Below are 22,251 nucleotides of genomic sequence, written 5' to 3' on the forward strand. Positions count from 1 at the left end.
GGCTCAGCTCGTGGCGGCCTGAGTATCCAGCCAGGCCGCCAACGAGCGCCCTGCCTCCAGGACGTGGCGTTCGGCGATGGTGCGGGCGGCTTCGGCGTCCTTGGCCTCCAACGCATCCAGCAGTTGCTCATGTTCGTCGAGCGAGTGCTTCTCATGCTCGGGAAACACGGTCAGGAAGTTGGACGGCACCACCCGCGCGGCCTGCCGGATCTGGGTCAGCAATCGGGGGGAATGCGCGGCGCGGTGGATCTCCTGATGGAACAGCCAGTTGGCCTCGCCGATACTGTCCGCGCCTGACCGCTGGGCGACATCGGCCGCCAGTTCCCGCAACCGCGAGAGCTCGTCGGCGGTGATTCGCTGAGCGGCCCATGCCGCGGCCTGGCCGGTGAGGACGCCCAGGATGGTGAAGCTGTCGGTGACGTCGTCCGAGTTGACGCCGATCACGGTGATCCCGCTGCGTGGTGCGACGCGGACCAGCCCTTCGAACGAGAGTTCCAGGAGAGCTTCGCGGACCGGCGTGCGACTGGTTGCGAATTCTTCGGTGATGGCATCCAGGTCGATGCGGGTCCCTGGAGCCAAGGTTCCGGTGATGATCCGGTCGCGCAGCTCGCGGGCCGCGCGTTCACGCACGGTGCCCGAGATGTCCAACGGCGACGTCATTCGTGCAGCGTACCGGCAGGACGTACGATACCCTTGATATCTGATATATCAGATGTTAGATTCCAATTATGCGTTCCGATCAGATGTCCCTCGTGGCGTTCATGCAGGCAGGAAGCACTTCTGTATATGCCGGCTCATGGCGCCACCCCGCGACCGAACACAGTTATCTCGACGCGTCGTACTACGCGAAGATCGGCAGGCAGCTCGAAGAGGGTTGCTTCGACCTGATGTTCTTCGATGACCGCCTGGCGATGCCCGGGATCTACGGGGGCTCGGTGGCGGAGGCCGTGCGTTACGGGGCTCGTCCGGTCAAGCTCGATCTGAGCGTGATCCTCGGAGTGCTGGCGCAGACGACCTCGCACATCGGGTTGGGCGCTACCTACTCAACCACGTACTACGCCCCATTTCACGTCGCCCGGACTTTCGCGACGCTGGACCACCTCTCCCGCGGCCGCGCGGCCTGGAACGTGGTCACATCGGTCAACGACAGCGAGGCGCAGAATTTCGGCCTCGATACCCATCTCGGTCACGACGAGCGCTACAACCGCGCCGATGAGTTTCTCGACGTGGTCGCCGGCCTCTGGGACACCTGGGAGGACGACGCGATCCAGCACAATCGGACCTCGGGGCACTACGCCGACCCGAGCAAGGTGCACGAGCTCGGGCATGTCGGTCATTACTTCTCATCGCGCGGCCCGCTGACCGTACCGCGCACACCACAGGGCCGCCCAGTCATTCTCCAGGCCGGCTCATCGGGGCGTGGGCGTGAATTCGCTTCGCGTTGGGCCGATCTCATCTTCACTGGCGACCCTGGTATCGATGTGGCGCGGTCGCACTATGTCGATCAGAAGGCGCGCATCGCCGATGCCGGCCGCGATCCGGCGTCCGTTCGGATCTGCCCGATGGCGTATGCGGTGGTGGGGGAAAGCGAATCGCACGCCAAGGAGCGCGAGGACATGTTCCTCAACGACCTGGTGGACCCGATGGCGTCGCTGACTCTCCTGTCGGAGCTGATGAACTACGACTTCGCTCAGCACGACCTGGACGATCCGGTCACCGACGAGCTGATTGCTTCAGTCTCAGGCATCCGTGGACTCGTTCAGAACCTGCGCACCCATATCGGCGGGGACACCGTGACCGTTCGCGACCTGGCCGGTCACCGCGCCACCCTGCTGCAAGGTCCCCGCTTCGTCGGCACCGGCAAGCAAGTGGCCGACCAGATGGAGGAGTGGTTCACCAGCGGGGCCTGTGACGGATTCGTCATGGCTGCAACGCATTCCCCAGGGTCCTATGAGGACATCGTACGGATGGTGGTTCCAGAGCTGCAGCATCGCGGATTGTTCCGCACCGCCTACACCGGAAATACACTGCGCGATCACCTGGGGCTGGATCGGCCGGCCTGCACCCTGACCGGGTCGGCGTCATAGATGGGCGGCATGCTCGGTGGCGTCCGGGTCCTCGACCTGGCCACCCTGGCGGCGGCGCCCCTGGCGGCCACCTACTTGGGTGAGTTCGGCGCCGATGTGATCAAGGTCGAGCAGCCTGGTCAGGGTGACCCCATCCGAACTTGGGGCAACCAGCGTGACGGCGTCGGGCTGATGTGGAAGTCTGTGTCCCGCAACAAGAAATCGGTAACCGCGAATCTGCGTCTGGCCGAAGGGCAGGACCTGGTCCGGCGTCTGGCCGAGAAGTCAGATGTCGTCATCGTCAACACCAGGCCGCAGACGCTGGCCAAATGGGGTCTGGACTACGAATCTTTGCGTGCCCTCAACGACCGCATCGTGATGCTGCACATCACCGGTTATGGACTGACCGGACCCAAGAGCGAGCGACCAGGATTCGGGACGCTGGGTGAGGCAATGAGCGGATTCGCCCATGTGACAGGCGAAGCCGAGGGGCCGCCGACTTTGCCGCCGTTCATGCTGGCCGATGGGGTGGCCTCCCTCAACGCTGCCTATGCCGTGATGATGGCGCTCTATCACCGCGACGTGCACGGTGCCGGCGGGCAGCTGATCGACATCAATCTCGTCGATCCGCTGGCGCGACTGCTCGAGCAGAACCTGCTCGGCTATGACCAGCTCGGAATTGTTCCGCGCCGGACCGGCAACCGCTGGGACATCTCAGCGCCCCGGAACACCTACCGAACCTCCGACGGACGCTGGCTCGCCATGTCGGGTAGCTCACCGGCATTGGCGCTGAGAGTGTTCCGGGCCATCGGCCGCGACGACCTGGTGTCGGACGTCGATTTCTCCGATCCGCAACGCCGGCTGGCCCGCGCCGCCGAGGTGGACGCCGTGGTCGCTGAATGGGTTGCCGCGCACACTCTGTCGGAGGCGATGGCGGTGTTCGACGCCGCTGAGGTGGCCGCGGCACCCGTCTACGACATCACCCAACTCGTGGCCGACGAACAACTGCGTCACCGCGAAGTGTTCGTCTCGGTGCCCGACAGCGAGCTCGGCGCCATGACAGTGCAGGCCCCGGTCCCACGGTTCTCGGGGCACGCCGGGAAGGTGGAATCGCTGGGCCCTCGCCTCGGTGAACACAACGCCGAGGTCTACCACCAGCTCCTTGGCCTGACAGCTGAAGAAATCGATGATCTGTGCGCCGGCGGCGTGCTGTAACTTTCAGTGAAACAAAGGAATACGAATACGATGACCAATCTTGTCCGCCGTTCTGAGCTTGCCCTGCCCGCCTGCAACGATCACATGTTCGTCAAGGGTGTCACCTGTGGCGCGGACCTGGTGTTCCTCGATCTCGAGGACGCCACCCCGGTAGGGCTCAAGGTGGAATCACGCGCCAAAGCCATCCGTGCGCTGACCGAACTCGACTGGGGACGGACTGCGCGGGCCGTACGGATCAACGGCCTCGACACGCCATGGTGTCACGACGACATCATCGACGTGGTGACCCATGCCGGAGCTCAACTCGACACCATTGTGATCCCCAAAGCCCGCACCGCCAAAGACGTCTGGTGGGTCGACCTGCTGCTCACCCAGCTCGAAGAAAAGCTCGGACTCGAGCGCAAGATTCGGCTCGAGGTGTTGATCGAGGAGGTCGAGGGGCTGGCCAACGCCGAGGAGATCGTGCGCGCCAGCCCGCGATTGGATGCGGTGATCTTCGGCGTCGGCGATTTCTCGTTATCGCAGGGTGCGCGGGTGGACACCAACTTCGTGCCGATGGGTGAGTACCCGGGCGACTTCTGGGCCTACGCCCGCAACAAGATCATGGTCGCGGCGCGAATTGCCGGAATCGACGCAATCGACTCGCCGTACCCGGATTACGCGGATGTGGCCGGATACGAGGCCGAAGCCCGGCGCTCATCGCTGTACGGCTACACCGGCAAGTGGGCGATCCACCCGAGCCAGGTTCCGATCGCGAACAAGGTGTTTGCCCCGTCTGCCGAGGAGATCGCGCTGGCGCACCGCAATGTCGCGGCGTACCGGGAGGCCGAGGCGGCGGGCCGCGGTGCCGTCGGCGTCGAGGGCGTACTCGTCGACGCCGCTCATGTGAAGAAAGCCGAAGAGGTGTTGGCTCGGGCCGCGCTGATCGGTGTCGCCTAGGTCTTTCGAGTTGCCGGCTGTGGGCCTGGTGCACGCGATCGGATCGATCTCCGTGCACAAGCCCCACGCTCGGCTGACTTGACCTCTACATCAACCGAATTCGATGAGGTTGGTGGGCGCGCGGAAACGCTCGAGTGAACGCGACCGGTAGACGAGGCCCGCGGCACCAGACAATATCTTGCCCCGGCCCGCCGGCATCTCGAGCTCGCGCACCGCGAGCACGCCGGGAATGGCGCGTAACTCGTCGTACCGGTCGGCGGTGAACGAAAACGGCATGGGTGGCGCGGTGTACTGACTGCTGAGCCTGATGCCGCGCCGTTGTGAGTACCAGCTCAGAAATCGTGGGACGCTGTCGAAGATCAGCTGCCCTCCGGGGAACCTCGCGGCACAGGCGGCGATGAGGTCGAACACCGCATCCCGCTCCAGGTACTGAAACAATCCCTCGGCGGTGATGAGCACACCGCCTGCGGCGTCGACCTGATCCATCCACGAGTGGTCGAATGCGGATTGTGCCAGGTAGTGGAGCCTGTCCGACGACGGGAGCAACTGCAGGCGCAGCCGGACGATGGGCTCCAGGTCGACTGAAAGCCAGTTCATCTCACCGTTGTCGAGGCGCCAGAAGCTGGTCTGCAGCCCCTCGGCAAGGGCGACCACCGTCGCGCGGGGGTGGGTCTGAAGGTATCGGCGAGTGGCGGCGTCGAAGGCCACGGCCCGTAGGGCGGTCGCCTGGTGGGTCCGTCCGAAGTTGTCGTAGTCATAGCCGAGGGCCTCGCGCAGCGTGATCGCCATCGGGTCCTCGATGATGCCGTCGGGCCGGGCCGCCTCGGTGGCTCTCTGGTGCAGAGTCAAGAGCGCGGTCTCGGATATCGCGGTCAGATGACGAGCGTCGACGACTGGCATGGCACGACCGTACCTGTCGGCAGATTTGCGGTGGACCCGCGCTGCGGTATCGAGAGTCGTTGCCTCGGTTGACAGGTGATCGCGATCTCTCGGGAACTTTCTGTAGGCCGTGACCGACTAGCTCGAGGACAAGGCTCGTGCGAGGAGGTGACGACGTGACTGCCCCGATCTGGCTGGCGGTGCCTCCCGAGGTGCATTCTGCCCAGTTGAGCGCGGGTCCGGGTCCCGGGTCTCTTCTCGCCGCGGCCGCTCAGTGGGAAGCGCTGAGCGTCCAATACAGCGCGGCAGCAGCCGAACTCACACAGATCCTGGCTGACGTGCAAGTAAGCAGCTGGGAGGGACCCAGCGCCGCACAGTACGCGGCCGCCCATGGCCCCTACCTGGCATGGCTGGAAAAGGCGTCAGCCGACAGTGCCGTCACCGCCGCGCAGCACGAGACGGTCGCGGCTGCGTACGGCAGCGCACTGGCGGCCATGCCGACCCTGGCCGAACTCGCCGTCAATCACGTCACCCACGGGGCGCTCCTGGCCACCAACTTCTTCGGCATCAACACCATACCGATTGCCCTCAATGAAGCCGATTACGTGCGGATGTGGCTGCAGGCCGCGGAAGTGATGATGACCTACCAGGCGATTGCGGCGAGCGCATCCGCGGCGGTCCCGTCGTCCCAGCCGGCCCCGCCGATCCTGGCGCCGGGAGGTGAAGCACAAAGCGAGCAGCAGAACACGGCGGGCTCAACCGCGGACAACCAGCCCCTGAGCGACATCTGGAAGCTGATCTCCGAGCTCATCTCGGGTGCGGGCAATCCCGAACAACTTCTCGAGACGTTTCAACAGCTCTTCGAGCAACTGGGATTCAACCCGGCCGAGGCCGCCATCCTCGCGATCATCGCGCTGGTGCTGTACGACATGCTCTGGTATCCGTACTACGCCTCGTATTCGCTACTGCTGCTGCCGTTCTTCGCACCTGCGCTCAGTGCCCTCAGCGCGCTGAGCGCACTGGCGCTCCTGCAGGACAAGGTGCCACCGCCCGGGGTGTCACCCGCTTCCGTCGAGGTCAACGCCGACCGCCGCACCACCCCGACCGCCGGTGCCGGCGCGGCGTTGGGCCCGTCCGGAATGGCGGGGGCGGTTCCACAGGGCGGAAGTTCCGGCTCTGGTGCTCCCGTCGGCAGTGGTGCGACGATCTCGGCAGGCTCTCCGTTCGCGGGCTACGTCGTGCCTGGTCTGGACCCGCCCGCCGTGGCATCGGGACCCAAGGCCGGCGCGAAATCCTCTGACGTCGTGGCGGATACCCTCACCACCATCGCCTCGGGAAGGGCAGCTGCGATCGCTCGCGGCCGCCGGACGCGGGCGGGCCGGAAACAGGCCCGTGCCCGAAGTTACCGGTACGAGTTTCTGTCCTCCACCGACACCGTGGACGCTGCTGTCGAGGGCCCGGACCCGGCCGCGTCCCTGTCACCGTCATCCAGTGCCAACGGGGCCACCGCCCTTGGCTTCTCCGGGGCGGAACCGGTCGCCACGAGTGCAACTGCCACGGGGATGGTGCAGCGTGCGCGCGGCGGCGCCGGGGAATCCGTCCCGATGCTTCCGGGCACCTGGATGTGCGAATCAGACGAGCAACGCGGATAGCGGGAACTTTCACCCGGTTTGATTCGACCAATCCTTCAGTCGCACAACGGCGCAGGGCAGCGCCGCACGAGGAGAAGACATGACGTTGAATGTGAAAGGCGAGGGGCTCGGGGCGCAAGTCACGGGAATCGACCCCAGGAATCTCGACGACCTCACCAGGGAAGAGATCCGCGAGATCGTCTATCAGCACAAACTGGTCGTCCTGAAAGATGTTCATCCTGCTCCCGACGAGTTCCTGAAGCTGGGCCGCATCGTCGGCGACGTCGTCACCTACTACGAGCCCATCTATCACCACAAGGACCACCCGGAAATCTTCGTCTCCTCGACGGAGGAGGGGCACGGCGTGCCTCGGACCGGAGCTTTCTGGCACATCGACTACATGTTCATGCCCGAGCCGTTCGCATTCTCGATGGTGGTGCCGCTGGCAGTGCCCGGAACTGACCGTGGGACCTACTTCATCGACCTCAACAAGGTGTGGGAGTCCCTTCCGGACGCCGTGCGTGACCCGGCTCGTGGCACGTTCGCAACCCATGATCCACGGCGTCACATCAAGATTCGGCCGCAGGACGTGTACAAGCCGATCGGCGAGGTCTGGGACGAGATCTCCGGGACCACGCCTCCCATCAAATGGCCGACGGTGATCCGGCACCCGAAGACCGGACAGGAAATCCTCTACATCTGTGCGTCGGGCACCACCAAGATCGAGGACGCGCACGGAAACCTGCTTGATCCCGCAGTTCTCGAACGACTCATGACCGCCACCGGACAACTCGATCCGGAATTCACATCACCGTTCATCCACACCCAACACTACGAGGTCGGCGATGTCGTGTTGTGGGACAACCGGGTTCTGATGCACCGGGCGAAACACGGCACGACACCAGGAACTCTGACCACTCATCGGCTGACCATGCTGGACGGCCTCAAGACACCGGGATATGGAGTATGACCATGAGCACCGCCGAGACATTATCTGTGGTCACGGGTGGGTACGGCATCACAGATATGGTGCCGATCCCAGAAGATCTGCTGGTCAAGGTTCTGGAACCCTACTCCTACAAAGGGTGCCGCTATCTCCTCGACGCAGAATACGCAGCCACGGCGACCTCCGTGTCGGCCATCGGGAATTTCAGTATCAAAGAGCCCGCGTACATTCGCGACACCGGCCACTTCAACGCCGCCGAATGGGTTCTGTGTTTCAACCAACTGGCGTACAGCGCATTCGCGCCGGCCATTCTCAACGAAGTGATACCCGAATTCCGGGGCTGGTCGATCGAGGACTACTTCAACTACCAACTCCCCAGCATGTTGATCAAGACCACGGCATCACGGTTCAAGCGCCCGATCAAGTCCCAGAGGTTCTCGGCACGGTTGCAGTGCAAGGACTTCGAGGTCATCGACCGGACGATTCGCTATCTCAGGATTCCCTGCACGGTCGAATTCTGGGATGAAGACGGTGGGGCCGCATCCGGCGAAGTCGAACTGGCAGCACTCAACATCCCCTGACACCTGTACGGAGAGCGGCTTCACAGCTATGGCACACCCACCATCCACGGTGCTGGAACGCATCAGCGAACGCGCGAGACAGCGTCCCGATGCGATCGCCCTGCGACGCTGCGACGGATCCAGCGTCATCCGATACCGAGATCTCATGGCCGAAGTGGACAGACTGGCAGCCGATCTCGGCTCCCGATCGGTCGCGCGAGGAAGCCGGGTGTTCGTCATCTCGGACAACGGCCCGGAGACCTATCTGTCGGTGTTGGCCTGCGCACGGGTCGAGGCCGTCGCCGTGATGGTGGACGGCGGCCTGCCCGCGGCGACCATGAACCGGTTCGGCGAGATCACCGATCCCGCTGCGATTCTGGTCGCGCCGGGTTGCCGCCTGCACACCTCCGATCTCTCGGATTCACTCCGGTCGGTCCCTGCCCTCGAGGTCAAGATCGTCGCCGGTGCAGCCGACCGCGCCGGCGATCCGGCCGCGGATCGATTGCCCGACCTTCCCGTCGGAGGAACGGACGATCCGCTGGCGATGATCTTCACCAGCGGTACCACGGGCACCCCGAAAGCGGTGTTGCTGGCCAATCGCACCTTCTACTCCGTTGCCGACATTCTGCAGCGCGAGCAGTTGACCTGGGTCGACTGGATCGTCGGCGAGACCACGTACTCACCGTTGCCCGCGACGCACATCGGTGGGCTGTGGTGGATCCTGAACTGTCTGATGCAGGGCGGGTTGTGCATCACCGGCGGTGAGAATTCCGCGTCCATCGCCGAGATCCTGACCGCGAACGATGTCGCGACGACCTGCCTGGTTCCCACGCTGCTCACCCGGCTGGTGTCCGAACTCCGGTCCACCGGAAGGCCGGTCCCGCCATCGCTACGCATGGTGGGTTACGGCGGATCGCGGGCCGTCGCTTCCGATGTGAGCGTTGTCGAGGCTGCCGGTGTTCGGACCGCGCAAGTCTACGGGCTCAGCGAAACAGGCTGCACCGCACTGTGTCTGCCGACCGACGAAGGATCGATCGCCAGGATCGAGGCGGGAGCGGTAGGGCGGCCCTATCCCGGCGTGGAGGTTCATCTGGACGGAGACGGCAGCGGGCCGCCGACGCGCTCGGGTGCCGATTCGGCCTCGTCGGGCACACTGTGGATCAAGTCACCGGCCAACATGCTCGGGTATTGGGGCAACGCCGAGCGGACCGCCGAAGTACTGGTCGACGGGTGGGTGAACACCGGAGACCTGCTCGACCGCCACGACGACGGTTTCTTCTACATCAGGGGCCGCTCGTCGGAGATGATCATCTCCGGTGGCGTCAACATCGCGCCCGACGAGGTCGATCGGATTGCCGAGCGGGTTGACGGCGTCGACGAGGCGGCCTGTTACGAGATCCCCGACGGGGAGTTCGGCGCACTCGTGGGGCTGGCTGTGGTCGCGTCGACGACGCTGGATGAAACAGCCGCCAGGAAACTCAAACATGCCATCGCCGCGCGTTTCCGCCAGGAATCGGAGCCGATGGCCAGGCCGTCGACCATCAGGTTCGTCCAGGAGATCCCACGAACCCAGTCCGGCAAGATCGTGCGGACCTCTCTGGGTGCGGTCGCCGGTGGCTGACCGGCTGAGGAGCAGAGTGCTCGCGGCCCTCTCGGAGGTGCTGTATGTCGACGAATCGGACCTCGTCGAGGGCGATGCGACCGATCTGAGGGACCTCGGGCTGGACTCGGTTCGATTCGTGCTGTTGATGAAGCACCTGGGCGTCGATCGGGAATCGGACGTACCGCGGCGGCTGGCGGAGCACCTGTCGATCGCGGGCTGGGTGCAGGAGTTGGAGAAGCTGGGTGAACCTGTCTGAAGGTCCACAGGCGCAACGTATTCCGCTGAGCCGATCGCAGCAGAACATCTACAACGGAGTCTCGCAGGACGACGATCCCGGCCTGTATCTGATCGGCAGGCGCTACCGGTTCCGGCCGACACCGCAGGCGGAGTTCCTGAACGCTCTGCGGAAGACCATCCTCGCCACTCCCGTTCACACTTGTGTTCTGTCGGCGTCGCCCGGGTCGGGTGGATACCCGGATCTCGTACCCCGACTGGACGTCGATGACATCGTGCAGGTGTGCGGCGATGACAAGGGTGCCACGCTGGCCGACGAGTGGGGTTGCGGCCTTCTCGCAAAGCCATTGGCGCGCTACACCGTGTATGTCGACGGCAGCGGCCTGGTGGGCGGCCTCGATGCCGAAGCGCACCACATTCTGCTCGACGGCGGAGCGATCGGCATCATCGAAGCGCGCTTGGGGCGATTCCTGGCAGACGGCGACTCGGCCCCTGACGACTGTGTCCGTGACGGCCTGAACGATGTCGTCACCGCGCATCGCCGCGAGGCATGCCATGTGGACGAATCCCTCGAACGGCTGACCTCCGTTGTGCAGCAAGAGCTCACCGCTGCCGCCGGAAAGGGCGGCCCCGGACATGCCGCCGACGCTCCCGCGACTGCCGGCCGCGGGACCCTCATCGAAACCACCGTGATCCGCGGGGAAGACTACGACCAGATCCTTGACCTGGCAGACCGCGAGAACATCCCGCTCAATGTGCTTGTCGCGGCGGCAGCCACGGCGGTGGATGCCAGCGTTCATCACGCCACCGAGAGCCTCCTGGTGCATGCGGTCGACAACCGCTTCGGTGACCCCGACCTCGATGTCGCGACCTGCCTGGTGAATTCGATGGCACAGCCGATACGGTTCGCACCGTTCGCATCGGTGGCGGACGTGGTGCGCGCGGTGGACCGGGGCTACGTCAAGGCCGGCCGACGCCGCTGGCTGCGTGAAGAGCGTTACCGCCGAATGTATCTGGCGATCAACCGAACGACATCCGTGCGAACCCTGACGCTCAATTTCCTGCGTGAACCCTGTGCACGAGAACTTGCGCCGTTCTTGGCCGAGGCACCCGTGACCTCCCACATCGGCCCGGTCGAGGGTACGACCGTGGCGGCTGTGCTCGACGAGCAACGGCGCATGCTCACCCTCAACATCTGGAACAGGCCCGGTCTGGCACGGGCGGATGGTGCAGGCGTGGCGGGCCGGATCGCGACGGCTCTGCGATCGATGACGACGATGTGGGATTCCCCGATCGCGATGACCGTCGGCGAATGGCGTGTGATCGCCGGTGACGGATCGCTGTCCTCGGGTGCGCGGGCACCCGAACCCGCGGATCGGGAGGCATCCGCGTGGTTTCTCCTTCGGCCCGAGTCCGTTGCGCAAGGTCGACGCCGTCCCCAGGTCGATTCCTGGATGGCCTGGCTGCTCGACATCGAGGTGAGGCCGGGCGATGTGGTGGTGTTCACCGACGACCACACCGACAAGACCATCGACCTGTTGATCGCGTGCCATCTGGTGGGCTGTGGTTACAGCATCTGCGACCGCGACGATCAGGTGGAATCGCGGGCCCGACGAATCATCGAAGGCGGCAACGGCATCTCGGCCCACATGGTCGACGTCGAGTCCGCGGACATCCCGCGGCCGATCGGCGAGGAGCCCCGTCGGCTGATCGAGGCTCGCGTCGAACAGGCGGCGGCTGACCCGCTCCTTCCCACCAGGGCCGCGTACGTGATGCCCACGTCCGGATCGACGGGGGAGCCCAAACTCGTGCACGTCAGCCATGGTTCGCTCGCGACGTTCTGCGCAGGAGTGGTCCGGGCCTACGGCTGGGGACCCGACGACACCATCCTTCAATGCGCACCACTGACATCGGACATCAGCGTCGAAGAGGTATTCGGTGCCGCTGTGGCCGGGGCGGCACTCGTCCGTTCGGACGCGGTGAAAACCGCCGACCTGCAAGCGCTTACCCGAGACCTCATGACATGCGGCGTGACCGTCGTGGATGTCCCCACCGCCCTGTGGCACCTGTGGTGCGAGGACGTCGACGCCGTCGCCGGTGTCGGCCGCTCCCGGCTACGCCAGATTGTGATCGGTGGTGAGCCCATCCGTCCGATCGCCGTCGACAAATGGGTCAATACCGCAGGCACCGAGAACATCTCGCTGCTGTCGAGCTATGGCCCGACAGAGACCACGGTCGTGGTGACCTACCTGCCGATCGTCGACCGCGGCCGGGTGGTCGAACGCGATGCGCGCCTTCGGTTGGGACAGCCCGTCGTTCCAAACTCGGTGGTGATCGCATTCGGTGAAGTCGTGGTGGTGGGCGATATGGTGACCGGCGGCTATGTCGGTGTGGACAGCGACAGTTTCGGCTCGGTCACCATCGCTGACGGCCGACGGCACCGCGCCTTTGCGACTGCCGACCGGGTAACGGCCGACAGCGCCGGGTACCCGATGTTCGCGGGCCGCAAGGACGCGGTCGTCAAGATCTCGGGAAAGCGGGTCGACACCGCCGCGATCGCCGGCCGCATCGCGGCCGACCCGGAGGTGGTCGACGTCGCCGTCGAGCTTCACAACGGCGGCCTGGGGGTCTGGTTCGAGACCCACCGGACGCGCGGTGGCGACGAAGACCCCGCTGCGGCAACCCGTATCAGCAGTGTGCTGGTGGATTCGCGGGTCCCGTCCTTCGTCATTTCGGGCGTCGTGAGCATCCCGAGAAAACCCAATGGGAAGATCGACACCGCAAGGCTGCCAACGTCGCTCGGTTCAGGAGCGGACGGCCGAGCCGGTCCCGCCACGGGAGGTCGGGCGGCCGGTCTCGCCGGAATGTGGAGTGCCCACCTCGGCCGGATGATCACACCCGGCACATCGCTGCTGCATGAGGGCATCGGGTCGCTGGACCTCGTCCGGATCCTGCCCGATACGCGTAGATATCTCGGTCGGCAGGTGTCGATTCTGGACCTGATCAGTGCCGATACCGCGGCGAACCTGGTCGACGACGTGGCGGTGAGCGACGGGTGGATGGATCGGGTCACCGCCACCGAGATCGAACGTGACTTCACGGCACTGTCGACGCGGCGCGCGGACAAGCCGTCGAACACGGTGCGCTCTTCGGCCCGGGATGCCGGGCCGATCCTGGTTCTGGGTGCGTCCGGAGTTCTGGGATCCGGGTTCGCCGAGGAGATCCTGGAGTTGACGCGGTCAGCCGGACGGCAGCCCGATGTGGTGCTGGCCATGCGGTCGGCCCCGCCCGTCGACCGGGTCTGGACACAGCTTCGCCACACACCCGGTGTGCGGATCGAGTGCCTCGGGCCCGGGTTCGGTCCGGCCGAGTTGGGGGCGCTGGTCCGGCAGACCGGCGCCGGGACCCTCGTCAACTGCATCGGGAACACCAATGTGGTGGTGCCGTACCGCGAACTCCGTTCAGCCAATGTGGAATTGGTGGCAGCGATGGCCGCGATGTGCGCGGCTTCCGGTGCCAGGATGGTGCACCTTTCGACGTATGTCGTCAATGGAGTTGTCAGCGCACCAGAGGTGGTCGACCCGCGTCAGGCGCCATACCCATACGCGGCCTCCAAGGCGCTCGCGGAATTGGCGGTCGACGGGGCAAACCGTGAGCTCGACTTCACGATCGTGCGCCTGCCCCGCGTTCTGGGGACACCCGAGCAGCTGCGCGGCTCCGCCGACATCCTGGTGTCGGTCGCCGATGCCTGCCATGCGCTGGATGCGTATCCGGCAGTAGAACTGACCGAAGAAGTGACCACCGGCCGCGCGGCGGCGAGAAGCATTCTCTGCAGGTTGCCCGAGTTCGGCGGCCCCGACGCGCTGGGCGGCGGGATCGATGTGATGCGTGGGCAGGCAGTGGTGTACCGCGAGTTGCTCGGCACGGTTGCCTCCGAAGAAGTCGACAGCCACGAATGGAAGCGCCGGCTGGATGGAAGTGACTGGGCGAAGGCCAATCCACGGCGCTGGTCGGTGATCGACGCCTGGATCGGCCTGGGATTGCGGCTCGGTGGACGGTCCTACTCGGAGTACCTGGCCACATACCCGGTCCTCCCGTTGGGAATCCACACCGTCGGTGAGCTCGTGGCGACACCTCCGCCTCTACCGACACTGCTCGCCCACGGATGGTCGGGAACTCGACGCGGTTGTCCGACGACCTATCAACCAGACACCACAAGACAGTGAGGGATGGCAGTGACAGACGTAGCCGCACACAGTGACCAGACATCACGTGCCAGACGGGTCCGACTCGACGTGACGGGCATGTCCTGCGGAGCGTGTTCACGCCGGGTCGAGAACACGCTGAACAAGATCGACGGCGTACACGCCTCGGTGGACATCTCCACCAAGATCGCGACCATCGACGCCCGCAACGACATCAGCGTCGCCGACCTCTGCGACGCGGTTGAACAGGCCGGATACACCGCCGAAGAGCGCACCGCGGTCGACGAGGCGGAATCCGTGCCGGAGGCCCCGGGGCAGAAATCCTCCTCGCTGGTGGCGAGGGCCATCCGCTGGGTGACCGTCGGGCACATGGGCGGCTGAACATCTGTCGGGAACTGTCGACCCGGTGCGAACGACCACTCTTATCGAGGACCGTTCGACCGCTGAGGAGCCATGGGCGAGAACCCGTCGACAGCCACAGATGAGAACCCGGCGCCGGAGTCGCCGATCTCGGCACCGGTGCGGACAGCGCATTACCGCGCGTTCCTGCTGCGCCTGCACTTCTACGCGGGGATCTTCGTCGGGCCCTTCCTGCTGATCGCCGCGATCAGCGGTGGGCTGTACGCCATCGCTCCCACCATCGAGCAGTTCGTCTACCGCGATCAGCTTCAGACCCACAGCAGCGGTGACATGCTGCCGGTCGCCGAACAGGTCCGGGCCGCCCAGACCCAACGACCCGGCCTGGCGGTCACCGCCGTGCGCCCGGCACTCGGGCCCGGTCAGACCACCCGGGTCATGTTCGATGACCCGTCGTTGGGTGAGTCCGAACGTCATGCCGTGTTCGTCGACCCGGTGACAGCCGCCTCGCACGGGGAGCTCACGGTCTACGGCAGCAGCGGTGCACTGCCACTGAGAACCTGGATCGATCAGTTACACCGCAGCCTGCATCTCGGCGAACCCGGTCGCATGTACAGCGAACTCGCGGCGTCGTGGCTGTGGCTGATCGCGCTGGCCGGGGTCGTCCTGTGGTGGGGCAGGTACCGGCGTGCCTCCCGCCGGGGCGACAACGAGCCGCGGCTGCTGACGCTCGACCGCTCCGTGCGGGGCCGGTCGCGGACGCTGAACTGGCATGGGGCGGTGGGGATCTGGATCGCCGTCGGATTGTTGTTCCTGTCGGCGACAGGTCTCACCTGGTCCCGGTTCGCCGGGGAGAACGTCACCGCTCTGCGGGCGGCACTGTCATGGACGACACCGACCGTGTCGACGGCGATCGGGGGCGCGCCGGAAGTCGAGATATCCGGCCACGAAGGGCATCACAGCGCCCCGGCACCCGTCACCGCCGACGGGGCCGACGCGCCGCTGGTGGGTGACATCGACCGGGTGCTGAAGGCGGCTCGGGACGCCGGTGTCGGAGGCGCCGTCGAGGTCGGCATTCCCGCCCACACCGGCACCGCGTTCACCGTGACGCAGACTCGGCAGCCCTGGGTGATGTCGAACAACGCGGTGGCCGTTGACGGAACTTCCGCGACGGTGATCGACACGTCGTGGTTCTCCGACTGGCCGTTGGCGGCGAAGCTGTCCGCATGGGGCATCCAGCTGCACATGGGACTGCTGTTCGGGATCGCCAATCAGCTCGTGTTGCTGGGCCTTGCCGTCGCGCTGGTCACCGTGATCGTGCGCGGCTACCTGCTGTGGTGGCACCGCCGCCCCACCGGCGGGCGGGTGCCGCTGGGCCGTGCGCCCCGTCGTGGTGTCCTCACCGGACTACCGCCGGGTGTCGCGGTGGCGGTGGTCCTCGTGGCGGCCGCCGTCGGCTGGTTCATCCCGTTGCTGGGGGTAAGCCTGGCCGCCTTCGTGGGCGTGGACGTCGTGGTGGGATGGCGCCAACACCGCCGGCGGCGTCGCCTCACCTAACCGGTGCGGTCGTCCCGCTCGGTTGCCGCGATCAGATCTTCGCGGGCCCGCGCCACCCGTGAGCGGATGGTGCCCACCGGGCAGCCACAGACCTCGGCGGCTTCCGCGTAGGACAGTCCGAGGACCTGGGTCAGCAGCAGCGCATGCCGCCGGTCCGGATCCAGTCCGTCCAGCAGGAGGCGGATCTCCACCATCTTCTCGAAGCCACCGACCGGGCGGTAGCTTTCGAGGACCTGCTCGACGTCCACTCCGTGCTGGGTCCGCGGCCGGCTCTGCTTGTGCCGAATCTGGTCGACCACCACACGCCGAGCTATCGACAGCAGCCAGGTACGGGCGGACGAGCGGCCACTGAACCGGGGGAGCGCCGTGATGGCGCGCATGAAGGTTTCCTGCGTCAGGTCGTCGGCCGATCCGGAATCGCCCAGGTAGGCGACGGTTCGCCAGACATCGGTCTGGGTGGCCCGGATGAATTGCTCGAGCGCCGCCGAATCACCGCGGCCGGCGGCGAAGGCCAGCCGCGTAACGTGGTCCTCGCCGCGTTCGGTAGTCACAGCCAACGACATTATTCGATGACGCCCGGGAACTCGGCATCGGGCTCGAGCGACTAGATATCTGGTGACGTGTCGCTGACATCGGGCACCGACGTGCCGAGTGAGCAATTGGGAGTGGTGGTGACAACAGCAACTGTCCCCGACAAAGAGGAGGTCCAGCGCATTGCGCTGGACGTCACGGGAATGTCGTGCGGGGCCTGCGCTGCCCGCGTGGAGAACAAACTCAACAAGGTCGACGGCGTGCGCGCGTCAGTGAACTTCGCCACACGCGTCGCCACTGTCGAAGCCACCGCGGACACGAGTATCGAGCAACTGTGCGCGGTCATCGAACGGGCCGGCTATCAGGCCGCGCCCCGCGTCGAGCGCTCCACGACCGACGCCGATCCCGATGCCGATCATGCCCGCAGCCTGCTTCGGCGGCTGGCGATCGCCGCCGTGTTGTTCATCCCGCTCGCAGATCTTTCGGTGATGTTTGCCGTGGTGCCCGACACCCGATTCGCCGGGTGGCAGTGGGTGCTGACCGCGTTGGCGGCACCGATCGTCACGTGGGCCGCATGGCCATTCCATCGCAGTGCGCTCCGCAACGCCCGGCACGGAACCTCGACCATGGAGACCCTGATCTCCATCGGCGTCACGGCCGCCACCGTGTGGTCGATGTACACGATCTTCTTCGACCACCAGACCTATCACGCGGCGGGCGTATGGCAGGCGCTCCTCGGCAGCGACGCCATCTACCTCGAGGTCGCCGCGGGGGTAACGGTTTTCGTGCTTGCCGGCCGCTACTTCGAGGCGCGGGCCCGTTCGCGCGCCGGGGGAGCGCTTCGGGCGCTCGCGGCGCTCGGCGCCAAGTCGGTCACCGTGTTGCTCGCCGACGGTAGCGAACTCGTCCTGCCCGCCGACGAGCTCAAGGAGGGCCAGCGTTTCGTCGTCCGTCCCGGTGAGGCCATCGCCGCCGACGGTCTCGTGGTGAGCGGGGCGGCGGCGGTCGATGTCAGCGCGATGACCGGCGAGTCGAAACCGGTACAGACGCAAGAGGGTTCGAGCGTGGTGGGCGGCACCGTGGTCCTTGATGGCCGCCTGATCGTCGAGGCCGCCGCGGTGGGGCCGGACACCCGGTTCGCCGGGATGGTTCGCCTCGTGGAGCAGGCGCAGGCGCAGAAGGCCGATGCACAGAGGCTGGCGGACCGGATCGCCTCGGTCTTCGTGCCGTGTGTGCTCGTGATCGCGGCGGCCACCGCGATCGGCTGGCTCTTGGTCGACGGGGATGTCAACCGAGCGGTGTCGGCCGCCCTGGCCGTCCTTGTGATCGCCTGCCCGTGCGCGCTGGGGCTGGCCACTCCGACCGCGATGATGGTGGCGTCGGGCCGCGGTGCCCAGCTGGGGATATTCCTCAAGGGGCATCGTGCACTAGAGGCGATCCGCGCCGTGGACACGGTCGTATTCGACAAGACCGGCACCCTGACCACCGGACAGCCTCAGGTCATCGCGGTCGTAACGGCCGACGGATGGAGCGAGGACGAAGTCCTCGGATATGCGGCAGCAGTCGAGTCGGCGTCCGAACACCCTGTGGCCCATGCGATCGTCACCGCGTGTGCCGACCGTGACGTCGCCGCAGTAGAGGATTTCCAGGCGTTCGCCGGCCACGGTGTGGCCGGTTCCGTGGACGGTGCGACAGTGATCGTCGGGCGTCCCACCTGGGTGACCCGGGACCGTGTCGTGCCCGCCAATCTTGCGGCTGCTCGCAGGTCGGGTGAATCACAAGGCCAGACAGTGGTGTTCGTCGCCTCGGGCGACACCGTCTGCGGTGCCATCTGCGTCGCCGACGCCGTCAAACCCTCGGCGGCCGGTGCCATCGCGCACCTGCACGCCGAGGGCATGAAGACCATGCTGCTGACCGGTGACAACGCCGCCACGGCCGCCGCGATCGGCGCGGCAGTGGGCATCGACGACGTGGTCGCCGAGGTGCTGCCCGAGGACAAGGTCGGCGCGATCGAGAAGCTGCGCGACCAGGGCCGGGTGGTGGCCATGGTCGGCGACGGGATCAATGACGGTCCCGCGCTTGCCTGCGCGGACCTGGGCCTGGCCATCGGACGGGGAACCGACGTGGCCATCGGCGCGGCCGACATCATCCTCGTCCGCGACAACCTCGATTCGGTACCGCAGGCGTTGGGTCTGGCCCGTGCGACGATGCGGACCATCAGGGTCAACATGATCTGGGCCTTCGGGTACAACATCGCGGCAATCCCGATCGCCGCGGCAGGTCTGCTGAACCCCTTGATCGCCGGAGGGGCGATGGCAGTGTCGTCTTTCCTTGTCGTGTCGAACAGCCTGCGGCTACGCAATTACGGAACAGTCCAAGCGAACCCGTTGCGGGATTCGGACGTTCAGTCGCCTGCGCCGGCCGGCGCGGCACGCATGTCCGGCTGAGACGAGTCCAGCGGGGCCAGACAGACACCCAACCAGGTCGTGGTCAACGCCGCAGCGCTCAGCGTGCCCAGCGCCGCCGGAACCCACGAGGCGGTGTGTGCGGTGTGATGCCACCAGAACGCGCCTGCGCCGTCGACGGTGGCCAGCGCTGACGTGCACGTCGCAAGACAGCACCACCGAAACCGGCGCCGCACCAGTGCGACAGCCGACACCGAAGCCGCGAGGGTGAACAGGGCGATCGCCACCAGCGAGATCCAGTGCCCGTTGCGTGTTGCACCGGCGGGTGCTTCGCCTGCGACCCGCAGTGCCACGGCCGCCGCCGCGAGGGCGGTGGCGAGTCCTGCCAGCACCCGGACCCGAGCGGGGCCGATCCACACATCCTCGAACACCCGGCGCTCGATGGCCCGCAGTTCGGTCTCGACCGTGCCGGTGATCTCGCTCGATGTCACCCAGATACCCCACTCATCAACGCATTTGGCCGTCCGGCGGTGAGCATCGCATTGCGTTCGCCAGGCGTGAGGCCACCCCAGATGCCGTGCTGTTCGGCTGCGGCGATGGCATGGTCACGGCACGCCGAGATGACGGGGCAATCCTCGCACAACTGCTTGGCCCGCTGAATTCTGCCGGTCCGGGTGCGCCGGTCTTCGCCGTCGGCGCCGAAGAACAACGCCTGGTCGGCATCTCGACACCTACCGTGCTGTTGCCAGTCCCACATCTCGACACGGGGCGCGGGCAACCGGTGCGGCTGGTACATGCGCAGCACATCCTCTGGCTAGGTCTCGTGGTTCTGTCGATCGGTGACCTGCGGGATCGGCGGATGGTCGTGCGGCGTGGATCTCGATGGCCCCAGTCATTGGTCGGGAACACGGTGGGATTAGTTCCTTTTGCGGCCTCATCGGGACCTGCTGGGCGTAGCCTCATATGCATGACCAGCAATGAAACAGTCGAGTCGGCGAAGTGCGACAACCCGAACTGTAAGTGCGAAAACTGCACCTGCGGGAGCAACTGCACCTGCGGTTCTGGCGCCGCCGACTAGATTCGGGGCCACTCGGTCCGGCCGAATCGGTTCAACCTGGGGCGCGGTTCAGCGCCGGGTGCGGGACAGCTCGTGCAGCATCGCGTTGTAGGCATCGAGTTCGTCGTCGTACCCGCGATCGCTGTGCCGGTCCTCCCGCGCTCCCGCCCGGCGATCCTGACGTGCCCACTGGGCCACCAGTGCGATCACCACGATGAGCACCGGCAGTTCGCTCGACCCCCACGCGATGGCGCCGCCCAGGTGTTGGTCATCTGAAATGCTCTGCAACCAAGGCAGATTGACAGACCGGTAGAAGCTCTCGCCCAGCGATGACGTCATGGTCATGGTGGCGATACCGAAGAAGGCATGGAACGGCATCACGGCGAACAGGAGCCCGAGCCGCCCGAGGAAGGGAAGTCGCCGCGGCCCGGGGTCGATGCCGATGATTCCCCAGTAGTACAGGTAGCCGGTCAGCAGGAAGTGCACGCTCATGAACTCGTGGCCCCAGTGATACCTGATCAAGGTGTCGAACAACGGGGTGAAGTAGACGAGGTACAGCGACCCGACGAACAAGATGAATGCCGTCACCGGGTGCGACAGAAACCGTGTCACCGGCGCATGCACGAACCACACCAACCATTCGCGGGGGCCAGGCGTTTCACCCTTCGGCGCGGAGGGCAGCACCCGGAGAGCCAGGGTGACCGGTGCGCCCAGCACCAGCAGCACTGGGACGAACATGTTCAGCGCCATGTGCTCACCCATGTGCACGCTGAACATCGCCGATCCGTAGGCACGCACTCCGGAACTCGTGGTGATCAGCAAGGCGGCGCAACCCACAGACCAGGCAATCGTGCGGCCCACCGGCCACTGGTCACCTCGTCGCCGTAGTCGCACCACTGCGACGAGGTAGGCGAGCGCGAGCACGATGGCTGCCGTCCCGATCAGCGGATCGAAGCGCCACTCGGTGATCAGGGTGAGCGGGCTCGGGGGTGCGTCGAGCTGATAGCCCAAAAAGATGTCCCACGTAGAGAACTCGTGAACGGTGAACCGGGGCGGAACGCTGTCCGCGGCCAGCGCCAACCCTGCGGTGACGACGACCATCGCGCCCGCAGACACGGTGTCGACCAACCGTGACGGGGTACGGCGCGTCAGGAGAAGCGCCCCGTCTGCGGCCCACACCAACACCAGCAGGACCCCGGCGACCACCACGGCCCGCCCGTAGGCAGACTCCAGGATCGGCAACCCGCGCAGCATCAGCGTGGCCAGGACGGCACCGTAGATGATGGCGACCGCCCCGCACATCAGTTGCAGTATCTGGATCCGGCGTCGAGGCATGGTGTCTCGCAATCCGGCGGAAGCGATCTTCGTTCCGGCCAGAACCGCGACCGCCACCGCGAAGACGATCACGGCGCTCGTGGCGATGTCATGGTCCGGGCCTTGTCCGGCGTTGCCGGTCACCGGTACTGCGACCACTCCGATCAACGCGGGCAGCAGTGCTACGCAGTGGCCCATCCAGCGGAGGGTGAAACGCACGCCGACGGCCAGCACCAGCGCGCATATCGCGGTCACGCACCAGCCGCGTGCGACCTCTGAGGCCGCGATGGTGCTGCCGAGGCCGGGGCCGGCGACAAGCCGGCCGATGGGAATTCCCGCGTCGGCGGACGCCGAGACGACGACCATCGCGGTGGCGCAGCAGGCCCAGACGATGGCGATGCGTTCGACGAGCAGATGCGCCGAAAAGGACGCCGCGTCGATTCGTCCGTCGTCACGAGGTGTCGCGGTCGTCACAATCAGGATGAGCGCTCCGACGCACAGCGCACCCGCCAAGGTGCCGGCCCAGTGTCCGAGCAACCGGGCTGCGCTGGTGGCCGTACCCGGGTCGGCGATCCCCGCCGCGGCCAGCCGCTGGGCCCCCAGCTGCACGGCGCTCAGGAACAGCACCACAGTGCAACCTGCGACGATGCCGAGCAGTGTCAGGCGTCCCCGCCACACCCCGGCCGCAGTGGACATGCGCACACGCGCCATAGTCGAACCGGCCTTCCGCCGCGGAAACGAACAAAACGTCG

Annotated in this window: 18 protein-coding genes; 12 read left to right on the forward strand and 6 right to left on the reverse strand. The window is 66.1% G+C overall.

Going from position 1 to position 22,251, the window contains the following annotated elements; translation table 11 throughout:
- Nucleotides 1-3: 3 nt before the first annotated feature.
- Complete coding sequence (locus A5699_RS06600; RefSeq protein WP_067767184.1) at nucleotides 4-660, reverse strand: GntR family transcriptional regulator; 657 nt, start codon at nucleotides 658-660, stop codon at nucleotides 4-6.
- A 68-nt stretch (nucleotides 661-728) separates the two neighbouring features.
- On the opposite strand from A5699_RS06600, the gene A5699_RS06605 reads away from it, so the two are divergent.
- Genes A5699_RS06605 through A5699_RS06615 form a run of 3 tightly spaced genes read left to right on the forward strand, consistent with a single transcriptional unit; the run spans nucleotide 729 to nucleotide 4,220 of the window.
- Nucleotides 729-2,087 (forward strand): LLM class flavin-dependent oxidoreductase, encoded by a 1,359-nt coding sequence (locus tag A5699_RS06605; RefSeq protein ID WP_067767187.1) that lies wholly within the window; start codon nucleotides 729-731, stop codon nucleotides 2,085-2,087.
- Nucleotides 2,088-2,096: 9 nt separating this feature from the next.
- Nucleotides 2,097-3,281, forward strand: coding sequence for a CaiB/BaiF CoA-transferase family protein (locus tag A5699_RS06610; RefSeq protein WP_067767472.1), 1,185 nt, complete (start codon nucleotides 2,097-2,099; stop codon nucleotides 3,279-3,281).
- Between the two features lie 30 nt (nucleotides 3,282-3,311).
- Complete coding sequence (locus A5699_RS06615) at nucleotides 3,312-4,220, forward strand: CoA ester lyase (protein ID WP_067767190.1); 909 nt, start codon at nucleotides 3,312-3,314, stop codon at nucleotides 4,218-4,220.
- Between the two features lie 90 nt (nucleotides 4,221-4,310).
- Here the strand turns inward: A5699_RS06615 and A5699_RS06620 are convergent, their stop codons facing one another.
- Nucleotides 4,311-5,120, reverse strand: a complete 810-nt coding sequence (locus tag A5699_RS06620; protein ID WP_067767194.1) for a class I SAM-dependent methyltransferase — start codon at nucleotides 5,118-5,120, stop codon at nucleotides 4,311-4,313.
- Nucleotides 5,121-5,275: 155 nt separating this feature from the next.
- Here A5699_RS06620 and A5699_RS06625 point away from each other — a divergent pair, with 155 nt between their 5' ends.
- The 8 genes from A5699_RS06625 to A5699_RS06660 all read left to right on the forward strand — a co-directional run bounded on the left by A5699_RS06625 (nucleotide 5,276) and on the right by A5699_RS06660 (nucleotide 16,192).
- Nucleotides 5,276-6,751, forward strand: a complete 1,476-nt coding sequence (locus A5699_RS06625) for a PPE family protein (RefSeq protein ID WP_157561124.1) — start codon at nucleotides 5,276-5,278, stop codon at nucleotides 6,749-6,751.
- Nucleotides 6,752-6,830: 79 nt separating this feature from the next.
- Entirely contained in the window at nucleotides 6,831-7,700 is an 870-nt protein-coding gene (locus tag A5699_RS06630; protein WP_067767196.1) for a TauD/TfdA family dioxygenase, read from the forward strand.
- Nucleotides 7,701-7,702: 2 nt separating this feature from the next.
- Nucleotides 7,703-8,257: an FcoT family thioesterase gene (locus tag A5699_RS06635; protein ID WP_067767197.1), complete on the forward strand. Its 555-nt coding sequence runs from the start codon at nucleotides 7,703-7,705 to the stop codon at nucleotides 8,255-8,257.
- A 28-nt stretch (nucleotides 8,258-8,285) separates the two neighbouring features.
- Nucleotides 8,286-9,857 (forward strand): fatty acid--CoA ligase FadD10, encoded by a 1,572-nt coding sequence (gene fadD10, locus A5699_RS06640; RefSeq protein ID WP_067767200.1) that lies wholly within the window; start codon nucleotides 8,286-8,288, stop codon nucleotides 9,855-9,857.
- Between the two features lie 4 nt (nucleotides 9,858-9,861).
- Nucleotides 9,862-10,095 carry an acyl carrier protein gene (locus tag A5699_RS06645; protein WP_067767478.1) on the forward strand — a complete coding sequence of 78 codons (234 nt, stop codon included), beginning with the start codon at nucleotides 9,862-9,864 and terminating at the stop codon, nucleotides 10,093-10,095.
- Nucleotides 10,082-14,299 (forward strand): AMP-binding protein, encoded by a 4,218-nt coding sequence (locus A5699_RS06650; protein ID WP_067767205.1) that lies wholly within the window; start codon nucleotides 10,082-10,084, stop codon nucleotides 14,297-14,299. Before A5699_RS06645 ends, A5699_RS06650 begins: the two co-directional genes overlap by 14 nt.
- A 3-nt stretch (nucleotides 14,300-14,302) precedes the next feature.
- Nucleotides 14,303-14,659 carry a cation transporter gene (locus tag A5699_RS06655; protein ID WP_255378765.1) on the forward strand — a complete coding sequence of 119 codons (357 nt, stop codon included), beginning with the start codon at nucleotides 14,303-14,305 and terminating at the stop codon, nucleotides 14,657-14,659.
- Between the two features lie 72 nt (nucleotides 14,660-14,731).
- A complete protein-coding gene (locus A5699_RS06660; RefSeq protein ID WP_067767209.1) occupies nucleotides 14,732-16,192 on the forward strand; it encodes a PepSY domain-containing protein in 1,461 nt (486 codons plus the stop codon).
- On the opposite strand, the gene sigC is transcribed toward A5699_RS06660, so the two are convergent.
- Nucleotides 16,189-16,755, reverse strand: coding sequence for an RNA polymerase sigma factor SigC (sigC, locus tag A5699_RS06665; protein ID WP_067767211.1), 567 nt, complete (start codon nucleotides 16,753-16,755; stop codon nucleotides 16,189-16,191). The genes A5699_RS06660 and sigC overlap by 4 nt on opposite strands.
- 105 nt (nucleotides 16,756-16,860) lie before the next feature.
- On the opposite strand from sigC, the gene A5699_RS06670 reads away from it, so the two are divergent.
- The gene (locus tag A5699_RS06670; RefSeq protein ID WP_369806669.1) at nucleotides 16,861-19,170 is read left to right on the forward strand and encodes a heavy metal translocating P-type ATPase; all 2,310 of its coding nucleotides are present in this window, start codon (nucleotides 16,861-16,863) and stop codon (nucleotides 19,168-19,170) included.
- Here the strand turns inward: A5699_RS06670 and A5699_RS06675 are convergent.
- The 3 genes from A5699_RS06675 to A5699_RS06685 form a co-directional block, all read right to left on the reverse strand.
- Nucleotides 19,128-19,619: a hypothetical protein gene (locus A5699_RS06675; RefSeq protein WP_067767214.1), complete on the reverse strand. Its 492-nt coding sequence runs from the start codon at nucleotides 19,617-19,619 to the stop codon at nucleotides 19,128-19,130. The two genes, A5699_RS06670 and A5699_RS06675, sit on opposite strands and share 43 nt — an antisense overlap.
- Nucleotides 19,616-19,924 (reverse strand): WhiB family transcriptional regulator, encoded by a 309-nt coding sequence (locus tag A5699_RS06680; RefSeq protein WP_067767485.1) that lies wholly within the window; start codon nucleotides 19,922-19,924, stop codon nucleotides 19,616-19,618. Before A5699_RS06680 ends, A5699_RS06675 begins: the two co-directional genes overlap by 4 nt.
- A 330-nt stretch (nucleotides 19,925-20,254) precedes the next feature.
- Nucleotides 20,255-22,210, reverse strand: coding sequence for a cytochrome c oxidase assembly protein (locus A5699_RS06685; RefSeq protein ID WP_067767217.1), 1,956 nt, complete (start codon nucleotides 22,208-22,210; stop codon nucleotides 20,255-20,257).
- Nucleotides 22,211-22,251 lie beyond the last annotated feature (41 nt).

The sequence above is a fragment of the Mycobacterium sp. E802 genome, from assembly GCF_001666875.1.
Taxonomy (GTDB): domain Bacteria; phylum Actinomycetota; class Actinomycetes; order Mycobacteriales; family Mycobacteriaceae; genus Mycobacterium.